The sequence below is a fragment of the Acinetobacter sp. WCHA39 genome (genome assembly GCF_002165385.1).
Taxonomy (GTDB): Bacteria; Pseudomonadota; Gammaproteobacteria; order Pseudomonadales; family Moraxellaceae; genus Acinetobacter.
Genome location: NZ_NHRP01000016.1, coordinates 36075 through 55988 on the forward strand (window position 1 = coordinate 36075; position 19914 = coordinate 55988).

Consider the following 19914-nt stretch of genomic DNA (forward strand, 5'->3'; position numbering starts at 1 on the left):
TGCAACAAGAACGTCTAATTACTCAGCAGCTGCTTCAACGACTTCCACTAAAGTCCAAGCTTTAGTTTTAGAAATTGGGCGGCTTTCTTTGATGGTCACTAAGTCGCCAGTTTTAGCAACATTGTTCTCATCATGAGCGTGTAATTTAGTTGAACGGCGGATTGATTTGCCGTACAACGGGTGTTGAACGCGGCGTTCAATAAGCACAACAATAGACTTGTCCATTTTGTCACTTACAACTTTGCCGGTTAACGTGCGGACTGTTTTTTCACTCATTGTCCGTTCCCCTGTTTTTCGGTAAGGAGTGTCTTGATACGAGCAATTGTCTTACGAGCAATTTGCACTTCATGCGATTTGCCTAATTGACCAGTTGCTTTCGCCATACGAAGACGGAATTGGTTAAGCTGTTGCTCATCAAGCAAAGCTTTCAACTCTTCTACCGACTTTTCACGTAGATCTTTAATTTTCATTACATCACCGTCCGAGTCACGATAGTGGTTTTAAACGGGAGTTTAGCAGCGGCTAAAGCAAAAGCTTCACGCGCTAACTCATCGCTAACACCTTCAATTTCGTACAGGATCTTACCTGGCTGGATCTGACAAACCCAGTATTCCACACTACCTTTACCTTTACCCATACGAACTTCTAATGGTTTTTCGGTAATTGGCTTGTCTGGGAATACGCGGATGAAGATTTTACCACCACGTTTAATACGACGGCTAATGGTACGACGTGCAGCTTCAATCTGACGCGCAGTCATACGACCACGTTCAGTTGCTTTAATTGCAATCGAACCAAATGATACTGTACTACCACGATGCGCTAGACCAGTGTTACGGCCTTTGTGCACTTTACGGAATTTGGTACGTTTAGGTTGCAACATGGATTATTCTCCCTTGTCAGCAGCACGGTCACCGCGACGACCACGACGCTCTTGACCTTCACCACGACCACGACCGCGTTTAGCTGGACGCTCTTCAGCAGGAGCAGGGTTCATGACTTGTTTCATGCCACCTAAAATCTCGCCACGGAAAATCCAAACTTTAACACCGATCGTACCGTATGTTGTTTCTGCACGCATAGTAGCATAGTCGATGTCAGCACGAAGTGTATGCAAAGGTACACGACCTTCACGATACCACTCAGTACGAGCGATCTCTGCACCACCTAAACGGCCAGAAACTTCAACTTTGATACCTTTAGCGCCAGCACGCATTGTGTTTTGAACCGCACGCTTCATAGCACGACGGAACATAACACGCTTTTCTAATTGAGAAGCAATTGCTTCAGCAACTAAACGTGCATCCAAGTCAGGGCGATCAATTTCATTGATGCTAACTTGAGCTGGAACACCCATAATGTTGGTGAGTTCGCGCTGTAATTTCTCAATATCTTCGCCTTTCTTACCGATCACGATACCAGGACGAGCAGTGCTAATTGTTACTTTAGCAGCACCTGTAGGACGTTCGATAAGAATATTGCTTACCATCGCATTCTTAAGTTTTTTAAGCAAAAACTCACGAACTTGAAGATCTTTAAGCAAGTATTCAGCGTATTGTTTCGGACTCGCATACCAGTTAGCGTTATGACGTTTCACAACACCTAGGCGGATACCGATTGGATGAACCTTCTGACCCATATCAAACCCCTACCTTAACGGTGATGTGACAAGTACGCTTAGTAATACGATCTGCACGGCCTTTAGCACGTGGCATAATACGTTTAAGGCTCATGCCTTCATCAACGTAAATCGTAGTTACTTTAAGGTCATCAACATCTAAGCTGTTGTTATGTTCAGCATTCGCGATTGCAGATTCAAGTGCTTTTTTAACGAGCACAGCTGCTTTCTTGTTGCTGAAGTTCAAAATGTCTATCGCACGTGCAACCGACTTACCACGGATCAAATCAGCAACTAAACGTGCTTTTTGTGCCGAGATAGCGGCACCGCGTAATTTAGCAGTTACTTCCATCATAGCACCTATTAACGTTTAGACTTCTTATCAACACCGTGACCACGATAGGTACGAGTTGGTGCGAATTCACCCAATTTATGACCAACCATGTGTTCAGTAACAATTACTGGAACGTGGTTACGGCCATTGTGAACAGAAATTGTTAAACCAACAAAGTCTGGAAGGATCATTGAACGACGTGACCATGTTTTGATCGGCTTACGGTTGTTAGCAGCAATCGCAGCTTCAACCTTAGCGAACAAATGCGCGTCGACGAATGGACCTTTTTTTAATGAACGAGGCATTATTCAGATTCCCTTACTTGACGCGACGGTCGCGAATAATCATCTTAGTCGTACGCTTATTGGTACGTGTCTTGTACCCTTTAGCTTTTTGACCCCATGGACTTACAGGTTGAATACCTTTACTACGTCCTTCACCACCACCGTGCGGGTGATCTACCGGGTTCATCGCCATACCACGAACGGTAGGACGAATACCACGCCAGCGCGCAGCACCAGCTTTACCCAATGAACGAAGGTTGCTTTCTTGGTTAGAAACTTCACCAATTACAGCACGACATTCAACGTGTACTTTACGCATTTCACCAGAACGTAAACGAACGATAGCGTAAGAACCATCACGACCCAACAACTGAACTGAAGTACCAGCAGAACGTGCTAATTGAGCACCTTTACCGATTTTAAGTTCAAGGTTGTGAAGCGTAGAACCGATTGGCATATTGCGAAGTGGCAAGCAGTTACCTGGACGAATTGGAGCATCGTTACCAGATTGTACTTTATCACCAGCACGTAAGCCTTTAGGTGCAATGATATAACGACGTTCACCATCAGCATATTTCAATAAAGCAATATGAGCTGTACGGTTAGGATCGTATTCGATGCGCTCTACAGTCGCTGGAATACCATCTTTGTTACGTTTAAAGTCAACAATACGGTAGTTTTGCTTATGACCACCACCCACGTGACGTGTAGTGATGTGACCATTATTATTACGACCACCAGTACGTTTTTTAGCTTCTACCAACGGTGCATAAGGAGCGCCTTTGTGAAGATGGTCATGAACCACTTTCTCTACAAAGCGACGTCCTGGAGACGTTGGCTTACATTTTTGAATTGGCATAATTCTCGTCCTTATTCCGCTGCGTTTTCAGCGGTATCGCCCAAGTCAGCCATTTCTACATCTTGGCCAGCTTTCAGGGTGACGTATGCTTTTTTCACATCAGAACGACGTCCTAATGTTTTACCAAAGCGTTTTGTTTTACCTTTAGTGATCGTTGTATTAACTTTTACAACTTCAACACCAAAGAGCTGCTCAACTGCTTTTTTGATTTCAAGTTTGTTTGCATTTAATGCAACTTTGAACACTTGAACACCAGCAGTATCACCTAAAACTTGTGCTTTTTCTGAGAATACTGGTCCTAATAGGACTTGATAGATACGTTCGTTGTTCATCCGAGTTCTACCTCAATTTTCTTAGCAGCAGCTACAGACATTACAACTTTATCAAATGCAATCAAGCTAACAGGATCAATAGCAGTAGCATCAACCACATCAACGTGTGGAAGGTTGCGAGCTGCAAGATACAAGTTCTCATCTACAGCATCTGTAATGATCAATGCACGAGTTGCATTCAAGTCTGTAAGTTTTGCAAGCAAGTCTTTAGTTTTTGGAGCTGCAACAGCAAACTCTTCAACTAATACAAGACGATCTTGGCGAACAAGTTCAGCTAAGATACATTGCATTGCACCGCGATACATCTTACGGTTTACTTTTTGAGACCAATCTTGTGGGCGAGCAGCAAAAGTTTTACCACCACCAACCCAGATCGGGCTACGAATAGAACCCGCACGAGCGCGACCAGTACCTTTTTGACGGAATGGTTTTTTACCACCGCCAGAAACGTCTGCACGTGATTTCTGAGCTTTCGAACCTTGACGACCACCAGCTAAGTAAGCTGTAACAACTTGGTGTACAAGCGCTTCGTTAAACTCACGTCCGAAAGCAACTTCAGACAATTCAACAGCAGAGCCGGAAACAGTTTTTAAATTCACAGTATTTCCCCTCAGGCCTTGATGGTAGGACGTACAATAACGTCACCATTCGTTGCACCAGGAACAGCACCTTTAACAACTAAAACAGAACGTTCAGCGTCAATAGATACAATTTCAAGACCTTGAACTGTTACGCGTTCATCACCTAAGTGACCAGCCATTTTCTTGCCTTTGAACACGCGACCAGGAGTCTGGTTTTGACCTGTAGAACCTAATACACGGTGAGATACAGAGTTACCATGAGTAGCATCTTGCGTACGGAAATTCCAACGCTTAACACCACCTTGGAAGCCTTTACCTTTTGATTGACCAGTTACGTCAACAATTTGACCAACTGTGAACAAATCAACACCGATAGAAGCACCAACTTCACGGCCTTCAAGCTCAGCTTCAGTAACACGGAACTCTTTAACCAGACGACCAGCAGCAACACCCGCTTTCGCGAAGTGGCCTTTCTGAGCGTTAGTTACGCGCGATTCGCGACGTTCACCAGTAGTTACTTGAATTGCTTGATAACCATCAGTTTCAAGTGTTTTGATTTGCGTAATGCGGTTTGGATCGACTTCGATCACTGTTACTGGAACAGAAACACCTGCTTCAGTAAAGATGCGAGTCATACCACATTTGCGACCGACTAAACCAATAGCCATGTGCATAAACCTCTAAAAAAGCGGCCTAATTAACTTAGAGTTAATTAACCGAAAGCCTTAACCCAAAGCGATCTGAACATCAACACCAGCAGCAAGATCTAACTTCATCAATGCATCAACAGTTTTATCTGTAGGTTGAACGATGTCGATCAAACGTTTATAAGTGCGGATTTCGTACTGATCACGAGCGTCTTTGTTGACGTGTGGTGAAGTAAGAACGTTGAAGCGTTCGATGCGAGTAGGCATCGGGATTGGACCACACACTTGTGCGCCAGTACGCTTAGCGGTTTCTACGATCTCTTGAGCAGATTGATCAATCAGGCGATGATCAAAAGACTTCAAACGGATACGAATTCTCTGGTTAGACATACCAGTAAACTCCAAGCCAAAAATATAAAGAATCACCCATGACGCACCTCACCTTACTGGCAAGTGTCAAGGGCAGTGAAAATCACTAAGGTCATGATCGATGCCACGACTGTAATGCGTTAACTACTTTCTTCGTAGTGAACGCCCTCCATTTGAGGGTCGCCCATTATAACGATTGTTTAAGTCTTATGCAATTCTTCTTTTATTTTTTTAGTTTTATAGTTGATTAAGCATTCACCACATACTCTATTGCTCGATTTAGTAATTGATTACCCTGTTCAAACTTACTTTTAATCGTTTTTTTTAATTCTGCGATTGGCTGAACATATTCACCATTAAATACCGCACTATCTTCTTCATTTTCAATCAATAATTGCAAAGCATGTGGTGTCATTTCTGGATGAAACTGAAAACCCAGAACATTCCGCCCGATCTGATAAAGCTGATTACGGCACACCCTGTTTTCTGCTAGACGCACACCACCTTTGGGGATTTCAAAGGTTTCACTATGCCACTGCATAATGTTAATTTTTTCTGGTATTTGAAAGTAATTTTCGGGTACCTGTGAAACACGAACTACGTCCATCCAACCTAATTCTTGATGTTGATTTCGACTCACAGATGCGCCGAGTGCATTCGCAATCAGTTGCCCCCCTAAACATAAACCAATTGCAGGTTTACCCGCAGAGAGATAACGTCTTAACCATCTTTTTTCCAATTTTAACCAAGGATAATTTGCTTCGTCATTCACACTCATGGTTCCCCCCATAATGATCAGCAAATCAACTTCATCAATATTAGGTAGGGCCTCCAATTCAAGAGATAAATCAACGGGTAAAGCAAAGAACTCTGTGGCGGTAATTTTTGCTTGATGTGCCTTTAAATAGTCATAGCAACTGCCAAAACCCTCGCCTGCAATGTGCTGAAAATAATGCACTCTTAAATGCGACTTCATGCGCGTAAACCTATTGTAGTTAGAATGATAATTAGTCTTAGCAAAAATAAAGCCAGTTTTGACTAAAAGCTTTGATTCGTAACGATTCTGTACAAAATATGCAAATGACTAGCAGGATTCGATATTTTCTCTTAACCTAAATCATTCTATTGATTTAATGTTGCCCCATGACTAAACAAAATAGCTTACAAACCACACTCATTCATGCACCACGCCAAGCTCCCCAATACATAGAAACGATTCAACCTCCCCTATTTCGTGCATCAACGATTATTTTTAAAACAACAGCGCACCTTTTTGATCGCCACTGGACTGACCCTTATGATTATAGTTATGGCACACACGGTACACCGACCACGTTTACATTAGGAGATAATATTGCTCGAATTGAAGGTGGAAATTATTGTTTACTTGCACCCAGTGGCTTATCTGCAATCAATTTAGTAAATAGTACTTTTTTAAGCTCAGGGGATGAAGTTTGGGTTGCAGACAATATTTATGGCCCAAATCTGGAACACTTAAAGAATCTGCAAGACCGCTACGGCATTCACGTCAAAATCTACAACCCAATTGATGCAAATAGCTTCCAACCAACTGAAAAAGCTAAATTAATTTGGATAGAGGCGGCAGGTTCTGTCACTTTAGAATTTCCCGACCTCAAAAATCTGGTTAAAAAAGCACAGCAAGCGAAGGTTCTCACTGCATTGGATAATACATGGGGTGCAGGGCTAGCTTTTAATGCATTTGATTTTTCAGATGAGCATTTGTCTGTGGACATCACTATACATGCACTCACCAAATACCCAAGCGGTGGTGGCGATATTTTAATGGGTTCAGTGGTTACACGAGATCCGCAATTACATCATAAACTGTACCGTATGCATGCAACCCAAGGGATCTGTGTTTCAGGCGATGATACCGCACAAATTCAACGTAGCTTGGCTCATATGCTACTTCGTTATGAACAACAATCTAACAGTGCAATAGCAGTGCTTGATTGGCTAAAGCAACAATCTCAATTTTGCCAAGTTTTACATCCAAGTGATGCCAACTCAGCAGGCCATTTATTTTGGCAGCAAGTCTGTGAAACAGGAAAAAGTGCAGGTTTAGTCAGTGTCATTTTCAAACCTGAATATGATCTCGCAGCGATTCGAAAATTCTGCGATAGCTTAAACTTATTTAAGTTGGGATTCAGTTGGGGCGGCCCTGTCAGCCTTGTTATGCTTTATGATTTAAAACAGATGCGAGAACTAGAAAATACACATTTACAACAAGGTTTATTGGTTCGCTTCTGCATAGGACTAGAACATCCAAACGATTTAATCCAAGATATTCAAAACGCACTAAAACAACTCGAATGAAATAAAGCATAGGTGAAGAATGAATACACCCATTATTATTGCAAAAAAAACCACAGATACAACGCAAGATATTGTTTTACATTCTCAATTTGCAAACCGCCACGGTTTAATTGCAGGTGCGACAGGCACAGGTAAAACAGTGACTCTGAAGGTATTAGCCGAAAGTTTCTCACGGCTGGGCGTACCTGTCTTTTTGGCAGATGCTAAAGGTGATGTCTCTAGTTTGGCTAAATCAGGAAGGAGCAACCCCAAATTTGATGAGCGTTTAAAAAACTTACAACTTGAACCCATTCCATTTGCTGCTTCCCCTGTTATTTTTTGGGATTTATTTGGGCAACAAGGTCATCCTATTCGTACCACAATTTCAGAAATTGGTCCGTTACTTTTGGCACAAATGCTCAATCTGAATGACACACAAGAAGGTGTTCTTTCGGCCGTTTTCCGCGTTGCAGATGATCAAGGGCTTTTATTAATTGATTTCAAAGACCTTAAAGCCATGCTGACCTATGTCAGCGAAAATGCAGCCGAATTAAAAGCCGAATATGGCAACCTTTCTCCAGCTAGTCTTGGGGCGATTCAACGTAATTTATTGGCTTTAGGTGATCAAGGTGGAGAGCAATTTTTTGGTGAGCCTAGCCTGAATATTCTCGATTTTATTCAGACCGATACCAATAGTCATGGCTATATCAATATCTTAGCTGCCGACAAGTTGATGAATACCCCGAAGCTTTATGCCACATTCTTACTATGGATGATGTCAGAACTGTTTGAACAGTTGCCTGAAGTGGGTGATATGGATAAACCGAAGTTAGTATTCTTTTTCGATGAAGCACATCTATTGTTTGATAATGCCAGTCCAGCCTTGCAACAGAAAATCGAACAGGTAGTTCGCCTGATTCGCTCTAAAGGTGTGGGGATTTATTTTATTACCCAAAATCCTCTGGATCTACCAGAAAGTGTCTTAGGGCAATTAGGCAACCGAGTACAACACGCCTTACGTGCATTTACTCCAAAAGATCAAAAGGCGGTCAAAACCGCAGCGGATACCTTTCGAGCCAATCCAGCATTCAAAGTTGATCAAGCAATTACAGAACTTGCTGTAGGTGAAGCATTAATTAGTTGTCTAGATGAGCAAGGGACACCGCAAATTGTAGAGCGCGGTTGGGTCATGCCACCTTACTCTTCATTTACGCCAATCACGCCAGAAGAACGCCAAATTATTATTTCGCAAAGTATTGTTGCAGGTGTTTATGATCAAGCTGTGGATCGTGATAGTGCTTATGAAATGCTGCAAAAGAAAGTGCTACAACAGTCTCAACAAAAACAGGCAGATGAATTAGAAAAGCAGCAAAGCAAAGAACAAGATGCTTTAGCCAAACAACAGGCGAAAGAACAAGAACGCTTTGCGAAAGAGCAACAAAAAGTCGCAGAGAAAGCACAACGAGATCGCGAAAAACTCACCCAAGATATTGTGGGAACTTTTGCAAAAAGTGCGGCTCGGAGCTTGGGCGGCTCTACAGGTCAAAAGATCGTTCGCGGTTTACTTGGCTCATTATTTGGCAAATAAAAATCTTTATTATGTTAAAAAACAGGGAATAATCATTTATCCCCTATTTTTTTTATGGTTTAATCAAAACTGATCTTGCAAATAAATTTTATAAGGTATATTTTAAATATATCTTATAAATGATAGCCAAGAGAGATCACCCATGACTCCGCAGCAAATTGACCTTGTAAAAGCAACTGTACCTGTACTCCGTGAAAATGGTGTGGCACTCACGGGTTACTTTTACAACCGTATGTTAGGTAATAACCCCGAATTAAAAGAAACCTTCAATATGGGACATCAACGTAGTGGTGCACAAGCACAAGCACTTGCGGGTGCTGTACTAGCTTATGCGGAAAATATTGAAGATCCTTCTGTACTTTTACCTGTGGTCGAATTGATTGCACACAAACATGTGAGCTTGAATATTCAATCACCTGATTACAGTATTGTGGGTGAGAACTTACTGCACTCTATCAGTGAAGTACTGAATATCTCGATGGAAGATCCATTGATTGGTGCATGGGCTGCCGCTTATGGTCAATTAGCTGACTTATTTATTAGCACTGAAAAAGCGATCTATGATCAACATCAACAAACCAAAGGCAGTTGGTTAGGTTGGCGCAATTTCAAAATTGCCAAGAAAGTAGTTGAAAGCGATGAGATCACTTCATTCTATCTAGCACCTGTAGATGGCGGTGAGTTACCCAAATATGAAGCAGGTCAATATATTTCGGTTCGCGTGTTTGTACCTGAACTCAATTTAAGACAACCACGTCAATACACACTATCAACAAGTCCTCAAGCAGACTACTTACGTATTTCAGTCAAGCGTGAAGATGAAAAAGGTGATTTGGCAGGTGGCTGGGTATCAAGCACCTTACATGGCTTGGCTGAGGGTTCAGAAATTGAGGTGTCTGCACCTACAGGCAACTTCTACCTGATTGATAGCAAAAAACGTAATGTGTTTATCAGTGGTGGTGTTGGCTTAACTCCAATGATTGCTATGCTGAATCAATTAGTGACAGAAGATATGCCTCAGCCTGTCAGCTTTATTCATGCCTGCCGTAGCAGTCAGGTGCATGCCATGAAACAGCATATCCATGAACTAAAAGCAAAGTATCCACGTCTGAGCACATTTACTGCCTATGAGTTCCCACATGAAAGTGATGTGCTAGGTGAAGATTATGACGTTGCTGGCCGTCTGGATTTAGCAGCGATGGATGCCGCTTTACTGCCAATCAATGCAGACTATTATCTGTGTGGTCCAATGCCATTTATGGCGGAACAGCATAAGGCACTGGTTGCCCGTGGTATTCCTGCCGAAAACATTCATAGCGAAGCATTCGGTACGGGTGGCGTAAAACTCAGCTAATCGGTGCTGCGTTTTGCATAGGGCTAGTCTATGTTAGATTAGCCCTTTCTGTTTAAAGCAATAGATTGAGTGAAAACCAATGCAACTCAATAAGTTTACTGATTATGCACTCAGAATCTTAATGTATGTCGCTCGTCCGAGTGATGTACCGTATACGATTGCAGATATTGCACGGGACTTGCATGTATCCCAAAACCATTTAGTGAAAATCGTTCACTTCATGGGAAAACAGCATTGGATTGTAACGATTCGCGGCAAAGGCGGTGGACTTCGTTTAAATCCAGAGGCTAAAAGTCTAAAATTGGGTGAGATTGTTCGTATCTTACAAGGCAATCATCAAATCGTAGAATGTAATACGCCACCTTGCGTTTTACGCTCTCATTGCGGACTTAAAAGTATTTTGGATCAAGCTTTAGAATGTTTTTATCAAAGCCTTGATCAATATACGCTTGGAGAAGTGGTGCAATATGGCATTCTTCCCTCTTCTACAAATTCAAATATTGATTTTTTACAACTCGTTCAAAAAGCCTAAACATCAAGATTCGCACGAATCTCTCACATCCTTTATAATAGTTGTTGCTATTTCAATTCAAAAAGTAAGCTTCTATGCGTCGTAGTGAAAAATCGAAAGACACCAAAGCCAAACTCGCACCTAAACAAAAAATCAGTTATGAAAAAAAGACTGATCCTGCTGTAACCGCATATGCAGTGCAGTCTTTGACTTGGTTACGCCAAGCTGAATTTTTGATGAGTGCACCTAAACTGGATTTGTGCGTAGAAGATACAGGTTATGAAATCGCATTTGCAGGTCGTTCCAATGCAGGAAAATCGAGTGCAATTAATGCTTTAACCAATCAAAAGCAACTCGCACGCGCTTCAAAAAGACCTGGGCGCACGCAAATGATTAACTTTTTTAGCTTAGGTAATCCAGATCAACGTTTGGTCGATTTACCAGGTTATGGTTATGCGGCTGTACCTGAAGCCATGAAAATCGTATGGCAGAAAGAACTTGAGAACTATCTAATCCATCGTAAAAGCTTACAAGGCTTAGTACTGTTAATGGACATCCGTCATCCATTACAACACTTTGACTTAATGATGCTGGAATGGGCACATTCACGCCATTTGTTTGTGCATATCCTGCTTACTAAAGCAGATAAATTAAATCGTGGCCCTGCCAATAAAGTACTATTAGAAATTAAGCAGCAGTTGAAGAAAATGAAACTTGATTTCTCGATTCAATTATTCTCTTCACTCAATCGAATTGGTTTAGAAGAATTGGCAAGCGTCATGGGTGGCCGTTTAAATTTCACACTTGATCAACCAGCAGAATTTAACCTTGATCAGATCCCAGAAGCTTCAGAAGTAGACGTCGAAGAATAAAAAATGCATTTTATGCAACTTGATGCATAAAATGATTTTTAATTGTCCTGTATTGCTAAACACAAGCACTAGGTAGTTTTCATATACTGCTTAGTGTTGGTTCATTGCACTATCGATTAGGACTAAACGATGAAATTACTATCATTTATGAAGAACAAAGTTCTTGGTTCTTCGATTGACTATAAAATTCTCCCACGCAAAGTGAAGTTTGACTGGGAAAAAACACCAGTGGATTGGATTCCAAACCAGCCTTATGCCAGTTATTTTATTAATGAAATTAACAATATTTTGCCTGCTGGTGAGTTTTGGTTCTGCCGCTTATACAACAAAGTTCTTCCAGAAATTACTGATGAAAAATTAAAACAAGACGTTCAAGCATTTATTCGCCAAGAAGCGATGCATGCGGTTGCACATACGTCTGCGAACAAAGAATATCTTAGCCAACGTAATATTGATATTCAGCGTAATCTCGATATTATGGATTTCTTATTTAACAAAGCTTTAGCTGATAAGCCTTTTGGTAAAGAAGTTCCTAAAATACTTGACCATCAATGGGATTTGTTCCGTTTAGGCATCATTGCAACAGTTGAACACATGACTTGTGTATTGGGTAAATACGCACTGTATAACAAACGTTGGGAAGAGCTCGGTGCCGATCCTGAAATGATTGATCTGATTAAATGGCATGGTTCTGAAGAAATCGAACATCGTACCGTTGCCTTTGATCTATATCGTCATTTAGGTGGTGGTTATATTGCACGTTATTACATGAGTGTCGCTGTAATCGTGGGTGTACTTGGTTTATGGGTTGATGGCGCGGCACATATCATGGGTCAAGATCCTCGTTTTACCGACAAAAAACCAAGTTTATTTAGACCATGGGTTTGGATGGAGTGGTACAAAATTGGTCGTCAAGATAATCAGGTTTTACCAAATCCAATTTGGTTAGTCGCTCAACAAATCGACTATCTCATGCCTTGGTATGATCCTGTGAAAGAAGGTAATACTCAAGATGCGGTGAATTATTTAAATAATTCACCGGCAGCAAAACGCGCTTTACAACAAGCTGCATAAGCATTTCAATAAAAAAGCAGGAGTCTTCTCCTGCTTTTTTTAGTTCTTAAATCGCATCAACTTGATTCAACTTCTGCTTGCTTAGCATAACGATCAACAACAACACTGATCATCATATCTCCCTGTACATTAACTACAGTTCGAACGGTATCTAGCAACCGATCTATCGGCAGTAAAATTGCAATCGCTTCCGCAGGTAAACCAACTGATTGCAACACCATTATCATCGTTACCATGCCTGCACTTGGAATCCCTGGCGCACCTAATGATGCAATCATTGCGGTGAGACAGACGATAAACTGTTGGGTTAGGCTTAAATCCAAACCCATCAAATTGGCAATAAAAAGTGCAGCTGCAGCCTCATAAAGTGCGGTACCGTCCATATTTAACTGTGTACCCAAAGGAATTACAAAACCTGCCGTTTGCGGTCGTACCCCTAAATTCTCTTGTGCGCAACGCATACTCAGTGGCATGGTCGCAGAACTAGAGCTTGTTGCAAATGCCGTCACCAATGCAGCTCGCGCACCTCTGAAGAACGTCAGAGGGTTCATTTTTCCAAAAATCCAAAGCAGTGTAGGTAAAACCACTAAGCCATGAAAAATCGTTGTCCCAGTCACCACGAATGCAAACTCAGCAAGACGACTTAATACAGATAAATCCTCAGTCGCAATCAACTTCGCCAATAATGCAAAAATCCCAAGTGGCGCGAGTTTCATTACCCAACTGACAAGCATCATCATCATTTCAAAGAATTGTTGGCTGAGTTGACGAACTGTATTAAAACGCTCACCACCTTTAACGAGAGCAACGCCTAAGAAAAGTGCAAAAACCACAACAGCGAGTACATTCCCTTCACTAAATGCTTTAAAAGGATTGATTAAGGTATTTTGAATAAAATTAGTGAGGAAACTAGAAGGTGTAAGCGTATCAGGAGTTTGATGATTTTGCATTGCTGACTGGAAAAGTGTGATATCAACACCCTTCCCAACATCAAAAAGATGTGCACAGCCAATCCCTAAGATCAGTGCAAGCGTTGTAGTAGTCACACAACTCAAGGCGGTAATCTTCCAAACTCGACCAAACTCCCCTCCAGCTTGTAAATTTGAAACACCTACAACGATCGAACTAAAAATAAGTGGGATGAGCAACATTTTTAGTAAACCAATAAAAATACTGCTTAAAATCCCCAGCCCATACAAACTATGTTCAGCAAAACTAGTCTGCGGATACAAAGTTAAGAAGAACCCATATATAACACCCAGTACGGCTGCGATTAGAATTTGTGTATTTAAATTCATTCTGATTAATAAAATATTTTAGCTTGTGGGTACTATGGCACGCTCACATTGAAGAATCGAGCAATTTTTTGTCACAACCTTATGACAAAAAAAAGCCATCTAAACGATGGCTTTTTTTGAATTTTTCAAATCTAATTTACTGGGTTTCAATTTCTCTCAATCGAATTAGACCCTCTTGCACAGTGCTACATACCAGCTGACCATTCTGCCACATGCGTCCAAAATTCAGACCACGTGAACTGGCACTAATCGTTGCTTCCATATCGTAAAGCATCCAATCATCAGCACGTAACGGGCGATGGAAGTAAATGGTATGATCAATGCTTGCACATTGTAAATTTGGCGAAATCCAAGATAACCCGTGTGGACGCAGTGCTGTGGTCATCAAAGTAAAATCTGAATAAAACGCAACGATGGCTTGATGTAATGAAACGTCATCAACATTTTCTGCAATACGATCATGGGTACGAATGTAGTGCGCATAATATGGTGCTTCAGGCTGCGGCTGAAAAGGATTAACTGGTCGAGTTGGTCTGATTTCAACATGACGTTCGCGCATAAAACTCGTACGTGCATTTTCTGGGACGAAATTGAGCATACTTTCCTTTAATTCTTTCTCAGACTTCAGCTCTTCAGGACTCGGATACTCTGGTTCTTTATGTTGATAATTTAAGCCTTCTTCTGGATTGGCAAAAGATACCATCGCCGAGAAAATGGTACGTCCATGTTGGATCGCACGCACTTGTCGACTTGCAAAACTTTTACCATCTCGCAATGGATCAACTTCATAAATGATCGGTGCATCGACATCACCACCATATAAAAAATAAGCATGCAACGAATGTGCTGGTCGGTTTGTGGTATATGATGCCGCTCTTAATGCTTGTCCAAGAACTTGCCCACCGAATACTCGTTTCCCAACCAAATTGCGACTGTTGCCTCTGAAAATATGTTCTTCCAACTTTTCCAAAGTCAAAAGCTCAACCAGTTCTTGAGTTAACGCATTCATGTAATAGCCTTCCAACATCAATGAGGAGAGATCAACTAATCCATTCAGGATTGATCATTTCGATTGTGCCACAAATTCCAATAAATATGCTCAGGATAAAATGATTCATCCGTCACATTAATCTTTATTTATAAGCGCTAAAAATACGATTTTTAACGATAAAATCCACCAAATACGCTATATTTTGTCAGAAAATAACATATCGTTTCATGACAGAATATCGCAGAATGTCGTGTTGACGTTTGTGTTCATCGAGCTATGCCGTACGCTGTGGTTTTACGGCACTATAACAACGCCTCATGCTCAAGGTTATCATTTAGGAGTCTGTAATGTCCAAGACTGGATTTGGTCAAATGTATCGCCAACTTTCAAGTAAGTTACTTGACCTTGTGGTCACTCCACATGTTCTTGGTGAAGTTCCTACAGAATCAACAACAACTGAGCAAAGCACACCAGATTCAAATAAAGTGATTTGCTATGTACTACAAAATTATTCACGTAGTAATGCTTTGGTACTTGATGGTGAAACGCGTCGCCTTCATCTTAAGCCAGCTTTAGATGCCATGAGTTTTGGAACTTATCACGAAAAAAACTCGATTCTATTTTTACATCAGAATGAAAATAACTTTTTTAATACTCAAACATATCCCCCACGCCTTCTACAGTTGATCGAAGCATTAGAACAAAATCAAGAAGTAGATGTTCAATTAGTTCCCGTTACAGTGCTTTGGGGACGCTCACCAGATAAAGAAGATTCATGGTTTAAGTTATTATTTTCTGATACTTGGGCAACACCAGGTACTGTTAAACAACTCATGAATATTGGCTTACATGGGCGTGATTCATATTTAGAATTCCATGAGCCTCAATCTCTACGTGAATTGGTAGATTATGCCAAGAGACATCATCCAAACATCTCTCCTGCCACGTATATCGCAAGTTCACTAGATGGCTACCTAGACCAGCAACGCGAAGTGGTACTTGGGCCTGACTTGTCAGACCGCCGCAACGTGATGCAGTCTGTCATTAAGGCACCCGATGTACAGGATGCCATTCGCCGTGAAAGCATTCAGCATAAAATCAGCATGCTTGAGGCAGAACGCCGCGCAATTGGCTATGTCAATGAAATCGTTTCTGATTATTCAGCGTCAGCAGTACGCTTCGCAGATATGGCTTTAACACGATTATGGACACAACTGTATGACGGCGTTGAAGTTCATAATTTCAGTACAGTTCGCGAACTTGCGAAAGATTATGAGATTATTTACACACCCTGCCACCGTAGCCATATTGACTATTTATTATTGTCTTACGTGATTTACAAACGTGGCTTGATGATTCCATATATCGCTGCGGGTGATAACCTAAACCTACCTTTTGTAGGTCAGTTATTACGTGGAGGTGGTGCATTTTTCATACGCCGATCTTTCCGCGGAAATGCACTATATACATCTGTATTCAAAGAATATTTATACAGCATTCTATCACGCAATACGCCTATCGAGTACTTCATTGAAGGTGGTCGTTCACGTACTGGTCGCTTGCTACCACCGAAGACAGGTATGCTTGCAATGACCGTACATGGTCATTTACGTGGTCGTGCTAAGCCAATCGTATTCTTACCGACGTATATTGGGTATGAGCGCTTAATGGAAGGCTCAACTTATGTAGGTGAAATGCAAGGTAAGCCAAAAGAAGCAGAATCAATTTTCGGTATCGTCAAAACTTTACGCAAAATTGAAAGAATTTTTGGCAAGGTACACGTTAACTTTGGTGAACCTGTTTTCCTCGATGATATTTTAAAGCAGCATAATGCGGATAAAATTCAAATCGAAAAAAATGATGCGCCAATTCCAGCCGAAGTATCAAATGTTGTTTCAAGCTCAGCTAATGTTATTTTAGAAAATATTAATCGCGCAGTGGTCATCAACCCTGTTTCTTTACTGTCTTTGATTTTATTGGCAACACCAAAACACACACTAGATGAAGAAATCTGTATTAAACAGCTTGATATCTACCGTGATTTGGCGACACAGCAACCTTATGATGAACGCACTCAAGTAACATCATTATCAGGTAAAGAAATCATTGCTTATGGTCTAAAGCTCAAACTGATCAAACGTGTGCAGCATGTTCTAGGTGATATTATTGCCATAGAAGACAATCAAGCCGTTTTATTAACCTATTTCCGTAACAACATCTTGCATGCTTTTGTCTTACCATCACTGGTTGCATCATTGGTTGAACATAACGGTAAGATTAATAAAACAGATTTAAGCAATGTGATTCGTACATTGTATCCATTCTTAAAAGCTGAATTATTCATGAAGTGGAAAGCTTCTGAATTGCAACAGCACATTGATAACTATATCAACGCACTTGTTAAAATTGGTCTAATTTTCCAAGATCATGATGGCAACTTATTTAGCCCAACACCAAACAGTGAAGAGCATCAGAAACTTTTGACTTTAGGTATGCCAGTTAAACAAAGCTTAGAGCGTTATTACATGACGCTTGCACTGATCACCCAACGTGGTTCTGGCAACATTTCAACTAAACAAGTCGAAGAATTAAGTCACTTATTAGGGCAGCGCTTATCTGTACTATATGAATTCAACTCACCAGAGTTCTTTGACAAGGCACTGTTCCAAAGCTTTATTAAGGTGCTAACTCAGCAGAATTATATTCGCAACAATGAACAGGGTTTCATTGAATATGATGATAATTTCAGTGAAATGGCCGCAGGTGCACAGTTGGTACTTGATGAAACGACCTTGCAAATGTTGCAACACATCACAACATTTACAGATAAAGAACTTGCAACCGCTTTAGAAGCAATGGCTTCTCAACAGGCAAAACGTCGTTTAAAACGCAAGAAAGCTTAATGTTTCGGTATTCACTTCTGATGGGTTAGTCAAAAATTTGGCTAACCCAATTTATTTGCGGCATTCTAAATATTTCGGATCATCTAGACATCTGAGTCGTTTGATTAGCTCGACAAAATAGGCATCGTAGTAACCTGAATCCACATAACGATTACGAATCTTAGCAACCAGCGCCTCATAGCCCTGCTTTTCATAACCCGAAATATCAGCCCAATAATACGCTGGTAAATGATTTTCCCATTGCATTGCTTGTGCAGCTAAAACATTACTATTTTTTACAAACCAAGTTCGGATTTGATATCCAAAACCATTGGGATACGCTTGAGGTCGAATCACAATATTAATTGCGAAATACGCGACTGGAAAATTGACAACTTGGGTCGATTCACCAAACTCTTTTTTCAAGTTATAAGGTAATACGCCATACGCAGGCGCAGCCAAAATATCGATCTTCTTTTGCTTGAAAGAATCAACAGCCGTAGCAAAATCCACATAAACAGGTTTTGCCGATACACTTTGTACCAATGCCAATTGAGGCGGATTATTTTCCAAAATACCAATGGTCTTATTCTTTAATTGTGAAACTTTCCTGATCTGCTGAGTATTCATGGTCATATATGCCGTGCCAATTGGAATCATGCCTAGCACTTCATAATTTTGATCTAGCATACGTTTTTCGACATTTGGATTGGTCAATAACTGCAACAACATACGTGCAACACGATTGTTTGAAATCAAACCAATTCCACTGGTACTTCCCATAAAATGGTTGTAACGATAGGTATGAAAATTAGATGCCACTAAACCTGAACATTTATTTTGATCAAATGCCTGTATCGCATTTTTTTCATCCTTAAAAGTATCAAACTTTAACTGAGTTTTATATTGAAGTGCATAGAGACGAATATCTTGTAAACGACGACTAATATCGCCCTGAGTGCCCAATGGATCAAAAACACACCATGTTTGTGCGCCCGCCCAACTTGTTGTTGCTACCAACCCCAGCATCATCGTAAAAATTATTTTTCTCATATCCACCCCTTAATGCCTCATCACAAACCATGTGCACAACTCAGGCAGTTCCTTTACGGCGTCTGTTGGTATTTTATCATCAAAATCTATACCAACTATTCAAATTGTCTTGCAATTTAATCTCATTATTTTTCATTATCATGTACCGACAACAGCGTCTGATAGTCATTAAAGCAAATCTGATGTTCAAATTTAAATCCCGTTTGTGGCAATCGAGTTGCATAAATTCGCTTCCCAGTTACTTGCTCAGACAAAAGTTGCAACTGAGGCAAGTTTAAATATTGTTGAAACCAACTTAATATTTCATGCATGGGTAAAGGATTGTTATTACTGATGATATAACTTGATTCAACAACATCTATAACAGCTAATAATGCTAAAAACTTGGCTAAATCATCGATATGAATTCGATTACTAAAATGTATCGTTGGATAAGTCAGTGTTTGTTCAGCAAGCTTTTTTAAACGAGCAATTGAGGTCCCATAAATTCCTGCTGGTCGGACAATAATGCTCTGATGTGGATAATGTGATTGCCACAACAACTCCATCTTCCGAAGCAGATGTCCCTGCTCATCGATGGGTTGAATGAATGATTCATCATCGATTCGCTCCCCTGCATTTTCACCATAGACTCGTGTCGAAGAAACGATGATGATACGTCGAACAGGATGATTTTTGAGAGCATTAGCAATCGGTTTAACGCTATCAACATAGGTTTGTTGATATGCTTCTATGCCGCTCTGCGAAGGTGCAAGAATGACATAAACCAAATCAATTGGATCAAGCTGAGTCAAATCTAAATAATGTATATCTTGAATATAGTGTCTTGCATAACAATCCATTTTTGGACTACGGCTAATTGTGCTAATGTGGTGACCTTGCTCAAATAAGTGTTTAGCAACGCGCTGAGATGTTTTACCATAACCAATAAATAAAATATGCATATACACC

General features: G+C 40.7%; 22 protein-coding genes and 1 pseudogene. 7 read left to right on the top strand and 16 right to left on the bottom strand.

Features of this window, described 5'->3' with window-relative positions:
* Nucleotides 1-18 precede the first annotated feature (18 nt).
* The 12 genes and pseudogenes from rpsQ to CDG56_RS09795 all read right to left on the bottom strand — a co-directional run bounded on the left by rpsQ (nt 19) and on the right by CDG56_RS09795 (nt 6000).
* Nucleotides 19-276 (bottom strand): 30S ribosomal protein S17, encoded by a 258-nt coding sequence (gene rpsQ, locus CDG56_RS09740; RefSeq protein WP_004641057.1) that lies wholly within the window; start codon nt 274-276, stop codon nt 19-21.
* On the bottom strand, nt 273-470 hold the full coding sequence (gene rpmC / locus CDG56_RS09745; RefSeq protein ID WP_004660354.1) for a 50S ribosomal protein L29: 198 nt from the start codon (nt 468-470) through the stop codon (nt 273-275). Before rpmC ends, rpsQ begins: the two co-directional genes overlap by 4 nt.
* A complete protein-coding gene (rplP, locus tag CDG56_RS09750) occupies nt 470-883 on the bottom strand; it encodes a 50S ribosomal protein L16 (RefSeq protein WP_004657678.1) in 414 nt (137 codons plus the stop codon). The genes rpmC and rplP overlap by 1 nt, the downstream gene beginning before the upstream one ends.
* Nucleotides 823-1639: pseudogene (gene rpsC / locus CDG56_RS09755) on the bottom strand (30S ribosomal protein S3). The gene rplP and the pseudogene rpsC overlap by 61 nt, the downstream one beginning before the upstream one ends.
* Before the next feature lies 1 nt (nt 1640).
* Entirely contained in the window at nt 1641-1970 is a 330-nt protein-coding gene (gene rplV / locus CDG56_RS09760; RefSeq protein ID WP_004657676.1) for a 50S ribosomal protein L22, read from the bottom strand.
* Nucleotides 1971-1981: 11 nt separating this feature from the next.
* Nucleotides 1982-2257: a 30S ribosomal protein S19 gene (rpsS, locus tag CDG56_RS09765; RefSeq protein WP_004641066.1), complete on the bottom strand. Its 276-nt coding sequence runs from the start codon at nt 2255-2257 to the stop codon at nt 1982-1984.
* A gap of 13 nt (nt 2258-2270) precedes the next feature.
* Nucleotides 2271-3095: a 50S ribosomal protein L2 gene (gene rplB, locus CDG56_RS09770; RefSeq protein ID WP_004660349.1), complete on the bottom strand. Its 825-nt coding sequence runs from the start codon at nt 3093-3095 to the stop codon at nt 2271-2273.
* Between the two features lie 11 nt (nt 3096-3106).
* Nucleotides 3107-3427 (bottom strand): 50S ribosomal protein L23, encoded by a 321-nt coding sequence (gene rplW / locus CDG56_RS09775; protein WP_038346096.1) that lies wholly within the window; start codon nt 3425-3427, stop codon nt 3107-3109.
* Nucleotides 3424-4026 (bottom strand): 50S ribosomal protein L4, encoded by a 603-nt coding sequence (rplD, locus tag CDG56_RS09780; RefSeq protein WP_004660347.1) that lies wholly within the window; start codon nt 4024-4026, stop codon nt 3424-3426. The genes rplW and rplD overlap by 4 nt, the downstream gene beginning before the upstream one ends.
* Before the next feature lie 11 nt (nt 4027-4037).
* Nucleotides 4038-4676, bottom strand: coding sequence for a 50S ribosomal protein L3 (gene rplC / locus CDG56_RS09785; protein ID WP_004777442.1), 639 nt, complete (start codon nt 4674-4676; stop codon nt 4038-4040).
* A gap of 57 nt (nt 4677-4733) precedes the next feature.
* Nucleotides 4734-5045, bottom strand: a complete 312-nt coding sequence (gene rpsJ / locus CDG56_RS09790) for a 30S ribosomal protein S10 (RefSeq protein WP_000070912.1) — start codon at nt 5043-5045, stop codon at nt 4734-4736.
* Between the two features lie 226 nt (nt 5046-5271).
* Nucleotides 5272-6000 carry a type 1 glutamine amidotransferase gene (locus CDG56_RS09795; RefSeq protein WP_087547739.1) on the bottom strand — a complete coding sequence of 243 codons (729 nt, stop codon included), beginning with the start codon at nt 5998-6000 and terminating at the stop codon, nt 5272-5274.
* A gap of 167 nt (nt 6001-6167) precedes the next feature.
* On the opposite strand from CDG56_RS09795, the gene CDG56_RS09800 reads away from it, so the two are divergent.
* The 6 genes from CDG56_RS09800 (at nt 6168) to CDG56_RS09825 (ending at nt 12739) form a co-directional block, all read left to right on the top strand.
* Nucleotides 6168-7361 carry a PLP-dependent transferase gene (locus CDG56_RS09800; RefSeq protein ID WP_087547740.1) on the top strand — a complete coding sequence of 398 codons (1194 nt, stop codon included), beginning with the start codon at nt 6168-6170 and terminating at the stop codon, nt 7359-7361.
* Between the two features lie 19 nt (nt 7362-7380).
* The gene (locus CDG56_RS09805; RefSeq protein WP_087547741.1) at nt 7381-8928 is read left to right on the top strand and encodes a helicase HerA-like domain-containing protein; all 1548 of its coding nucleotides are present in this window, start codon (nt 7381-7383) and stop codon (nt 8926-8928) included.
* 142 nt (nt 8929-9070) lie between these two features.
* The gene (hmpA, locus tag CDG56_RS09810; protein WP_087547742.1) at nt 9071-10282 is read left to right on the top strand and encodes an NO-inducible flavohemoprotein; all 1212 of its coding nucleotides are present in this window, start codon (nt 9071-9073) and stop codon (nt 10280-10282) included.
* Between the two features lie 79 nt (nt 10283-10361).
* Nucleotides 10362-10814 carry an RrF2 family transcriptional regulator gene (locus CDG56_RS09815; protein WP_004660334.1) on the top strand — a complete coding sequence of 151 codons (453 nt, stop codon included), beginning with the start codon at nt 10362-10364 and terminating at the stop codon, nt 10812-10814.
* A 74-nt stretch (nt 10815-10888) separates the two neighbouring features.
* Entirely contained in the window at nt 10889-11665 is a 777-nt protein-coding gene (yihA, locus tag CDG56_RS09820) for a ribosome biogenesis GTP-binding protein YihA/YsxC (protein WP_087547743.1), read from the top strand.
* A gap of 129 nt (nt 11666-11794) precedes the next feature.
* Nucleotides 11795-12739 (top strand): metal-dependent hydrolase, encoded by a 945-nt coding sequence (locus CDG56_RS09825; RefSeq protein ID WP_087547744.1) that lies wholly within the window; start codon nt 11795-11797, stop codon nt 12737-12739.
* 56 nt (nt 12740-12795) lie between these two features.
* On the opposite strand, the gene CDG56_RS09830 is transcribed toward CDG56_RS09825, so the two are convergent.
* Nucleotides 12796-14037, bottom strand: coding sequence for a dicarboxylate/amino acid:cation symporter (locus CDG56_RS09830; protein ID WP_087547745.1), 1242 nt, complete (start codon nt 14035-14037; stop codon nt 12796-12798).
* Between the two features lie 136 nt (nt 14038-14173).
* Complete coding sequence (locus CDG56_RS09835) at nt 14174-15046, bottom strand: acyl-CoA thioesterase (RefSeq protein WP_004660328.1); 873 nt, start codon at nt 15044-15046, stop codon at nt 14174-14176.
* 329 nt (nt 15047-15375) lie between these two features.
* Here CDG56_RS09835 and plsB point away from each other — a divergent pair, with 329 nt between their 5' ends.
* Nucleotides 15376-17931 (top strand): glycerol-3-phosphate 1-O-acyltransferase PlsB, encoded by a 2556-nt coding sequence (gene plsB, locus CDG56_RS09840; RefSeq protein ID WP_087547746.1) that lies wholly within the window; start codon nt 15376-15378, stop codon nt 17929-17931.
* A 51-nt stretch (nt 17932-17982) separates the two neighbouring features.
* On the opposite strand, the gene CDG56_RS09845 is transcribed toward plsB, so the two are convergent.
* Nucleotides 17983-18963 (bottom strand): putative solute-binding protein, encoded by a 981-nt coding sequence (locus tag CDG56_RS09845; protein WP_087547747.1) that lies wholly within the window; start codon nt 18961-18963, stop codon nt 17983-17985.
* 125 nt (nt 18964-19088) lie between these two features.
* Nucleotides 19089-19907, bottom strand: a complete 819-nt coding sequence (locus CDG56_RS09850; protein WP_087547748.1) for an NAD-dependent epimerase/dehydratase family protein — start codon at nt 19905-19907, stop codon at nt 19089-19091.
* Nucleotides 19908-19914 lie beyond the last annotated feature (7 nt).

Bases quoted from the DNA above. Each gene is read 5' to 3' on its own strand.
- CDG56_RS09795 (WP_087547739.1), bottom strand. From the start codon at position 6,000: ATGAAGTCGCATTTAAGAGTGCATTATTTTCAGCACATTGCAGGCGAG.
- CDG56_RS09805 (WP_087547741.1), top strand. From the start codon at position 7,381: ATGAATACACCCATTATTATTGCAAAAAAAACCACAGATACAACGCAA.
- CDG56_RS09845 (WP_087547747.1), bottom strand. From the start codon at position 18,963: ATGAGAAAAATAATTTTTACGATGATGCTGGGGTTGGTAGCAACAACA.
- CDG56_RS09835 (WP_004660328.1), bottom strand. From the start codon at position 15,046: ATGAATGCGTTAACTCAAGAACTGGTTGAGCTTTTGACTTTGGAAAAG.
- rplW (WP_038346096.1), bottom strand. From the start codon at position 3,427: ATGAACAACGAACGTATCTATCAAGTCCTATTAGGACCAGTATTCTCA.
- rplC (WP_004777442.1), bottom strand. From the start codon at position 4,676: ATGGCTATTGGTTTAGTCGGTCGCAAATGTGGTATGACTCGCATCTTT.
- rpsJ (WP_000070912.1), bottom strand. From the start codon at position 5,045: ATGTCTAACCAGAGAATTCGTATCCGTTTGAAGTCTTTTGATCATCGC.
- CDG56_RS09800 (WP_087547740.1), top strand. From the start codon at position 6,168: ATGACTAAACAAAATAGCTTACAAACCACACTCATTCATGCACCACGC.
- rpsS (WP_004641066.1), bottom strand. From the start codon at position 2,257: ATGCCTCGTTCATTAAAAAAAGGTCCATTCGTCGACGCGCATTTGTTC.
- CDG56_RS09825 (WP_087547744.1), top strand. From the start codon at position 11,795: ATGAAATTACTATCATTTATGAAGAACAAAGTTCTTGGTTCTTCGATT.
- rplP (WP_004657678.1), bottom strand. From the start codon at position 883: ATGTTGCAACCTAAACGTACCAAATTCCGTAAAGTGCACAAAGGCCGT.
- CDG56_RS09850 (WP_087547748.1), bottom strand. From the start codon at position 19,907: ATGCATATTTTATTTATTGGTTATGGTAAAACATCTCAGCGCGTTGCT.
- hmpA (WP_087547742.1), top strand. From the start codon at position 9,071: ATGACTCCGCAGCAAATTGACCTTGTAAAAGCAACTGTACCTGTACTC.
- rplB (WP_004660349.1), bottom strand. From the start codon at position 3,095: ATGCCAATTCAAAAATGTAAGCCAACGTCTCCAGGACGTCGCTTTGTA.
- CDG56_RS09815 (WP_004660334.1), top strand. From the start codon at position 10,362: ATGCAACTCAATAAGTTTACTGATTATGCACTCAGAATCTTAATGTAT.
- yihA (WP_087547743.1), top strand. From the start codon at position 10,889: ATGCGTCGTAGTGAAAAATCGAAAGACACCAAAGCCAAACTCGCACCT.
- plsB (WP_087547746.1), top strand. From the start codon at position 15,376: ATGTCCAAGACTGGATTTGGTCAAATGTATCGCCAACTTTCAAGTAAG.
- rpmC (WP_004660354.1), bottom strand. From the start codon at position 470: ATGAAAATTAAAGATCTACGTGAAAAGTCGGTAGAAGAGTTGAAAGCT.
- rplV (WP_004657676.1), bottom strand. From the start codon at position 1,970: ATGGAAGTAACTGCTAAATTACGCGGTGCCGCTATCTCGGCACAAAAA.
- CDG56_RS09830 (WP_087547745.1), bottom strand. From the start codon at position 14,037: ATGAATTTAAATACACAAATTCTAATCGCAGCCGTACTGGGTGTTATA.
- rpsQ (WP_004641057.1), bottom strand. From the start codon at position 276: ATGAGTGAAAAAACAGTCCGCACGTTAACCGGCAAAGTTGTAAGTGAC.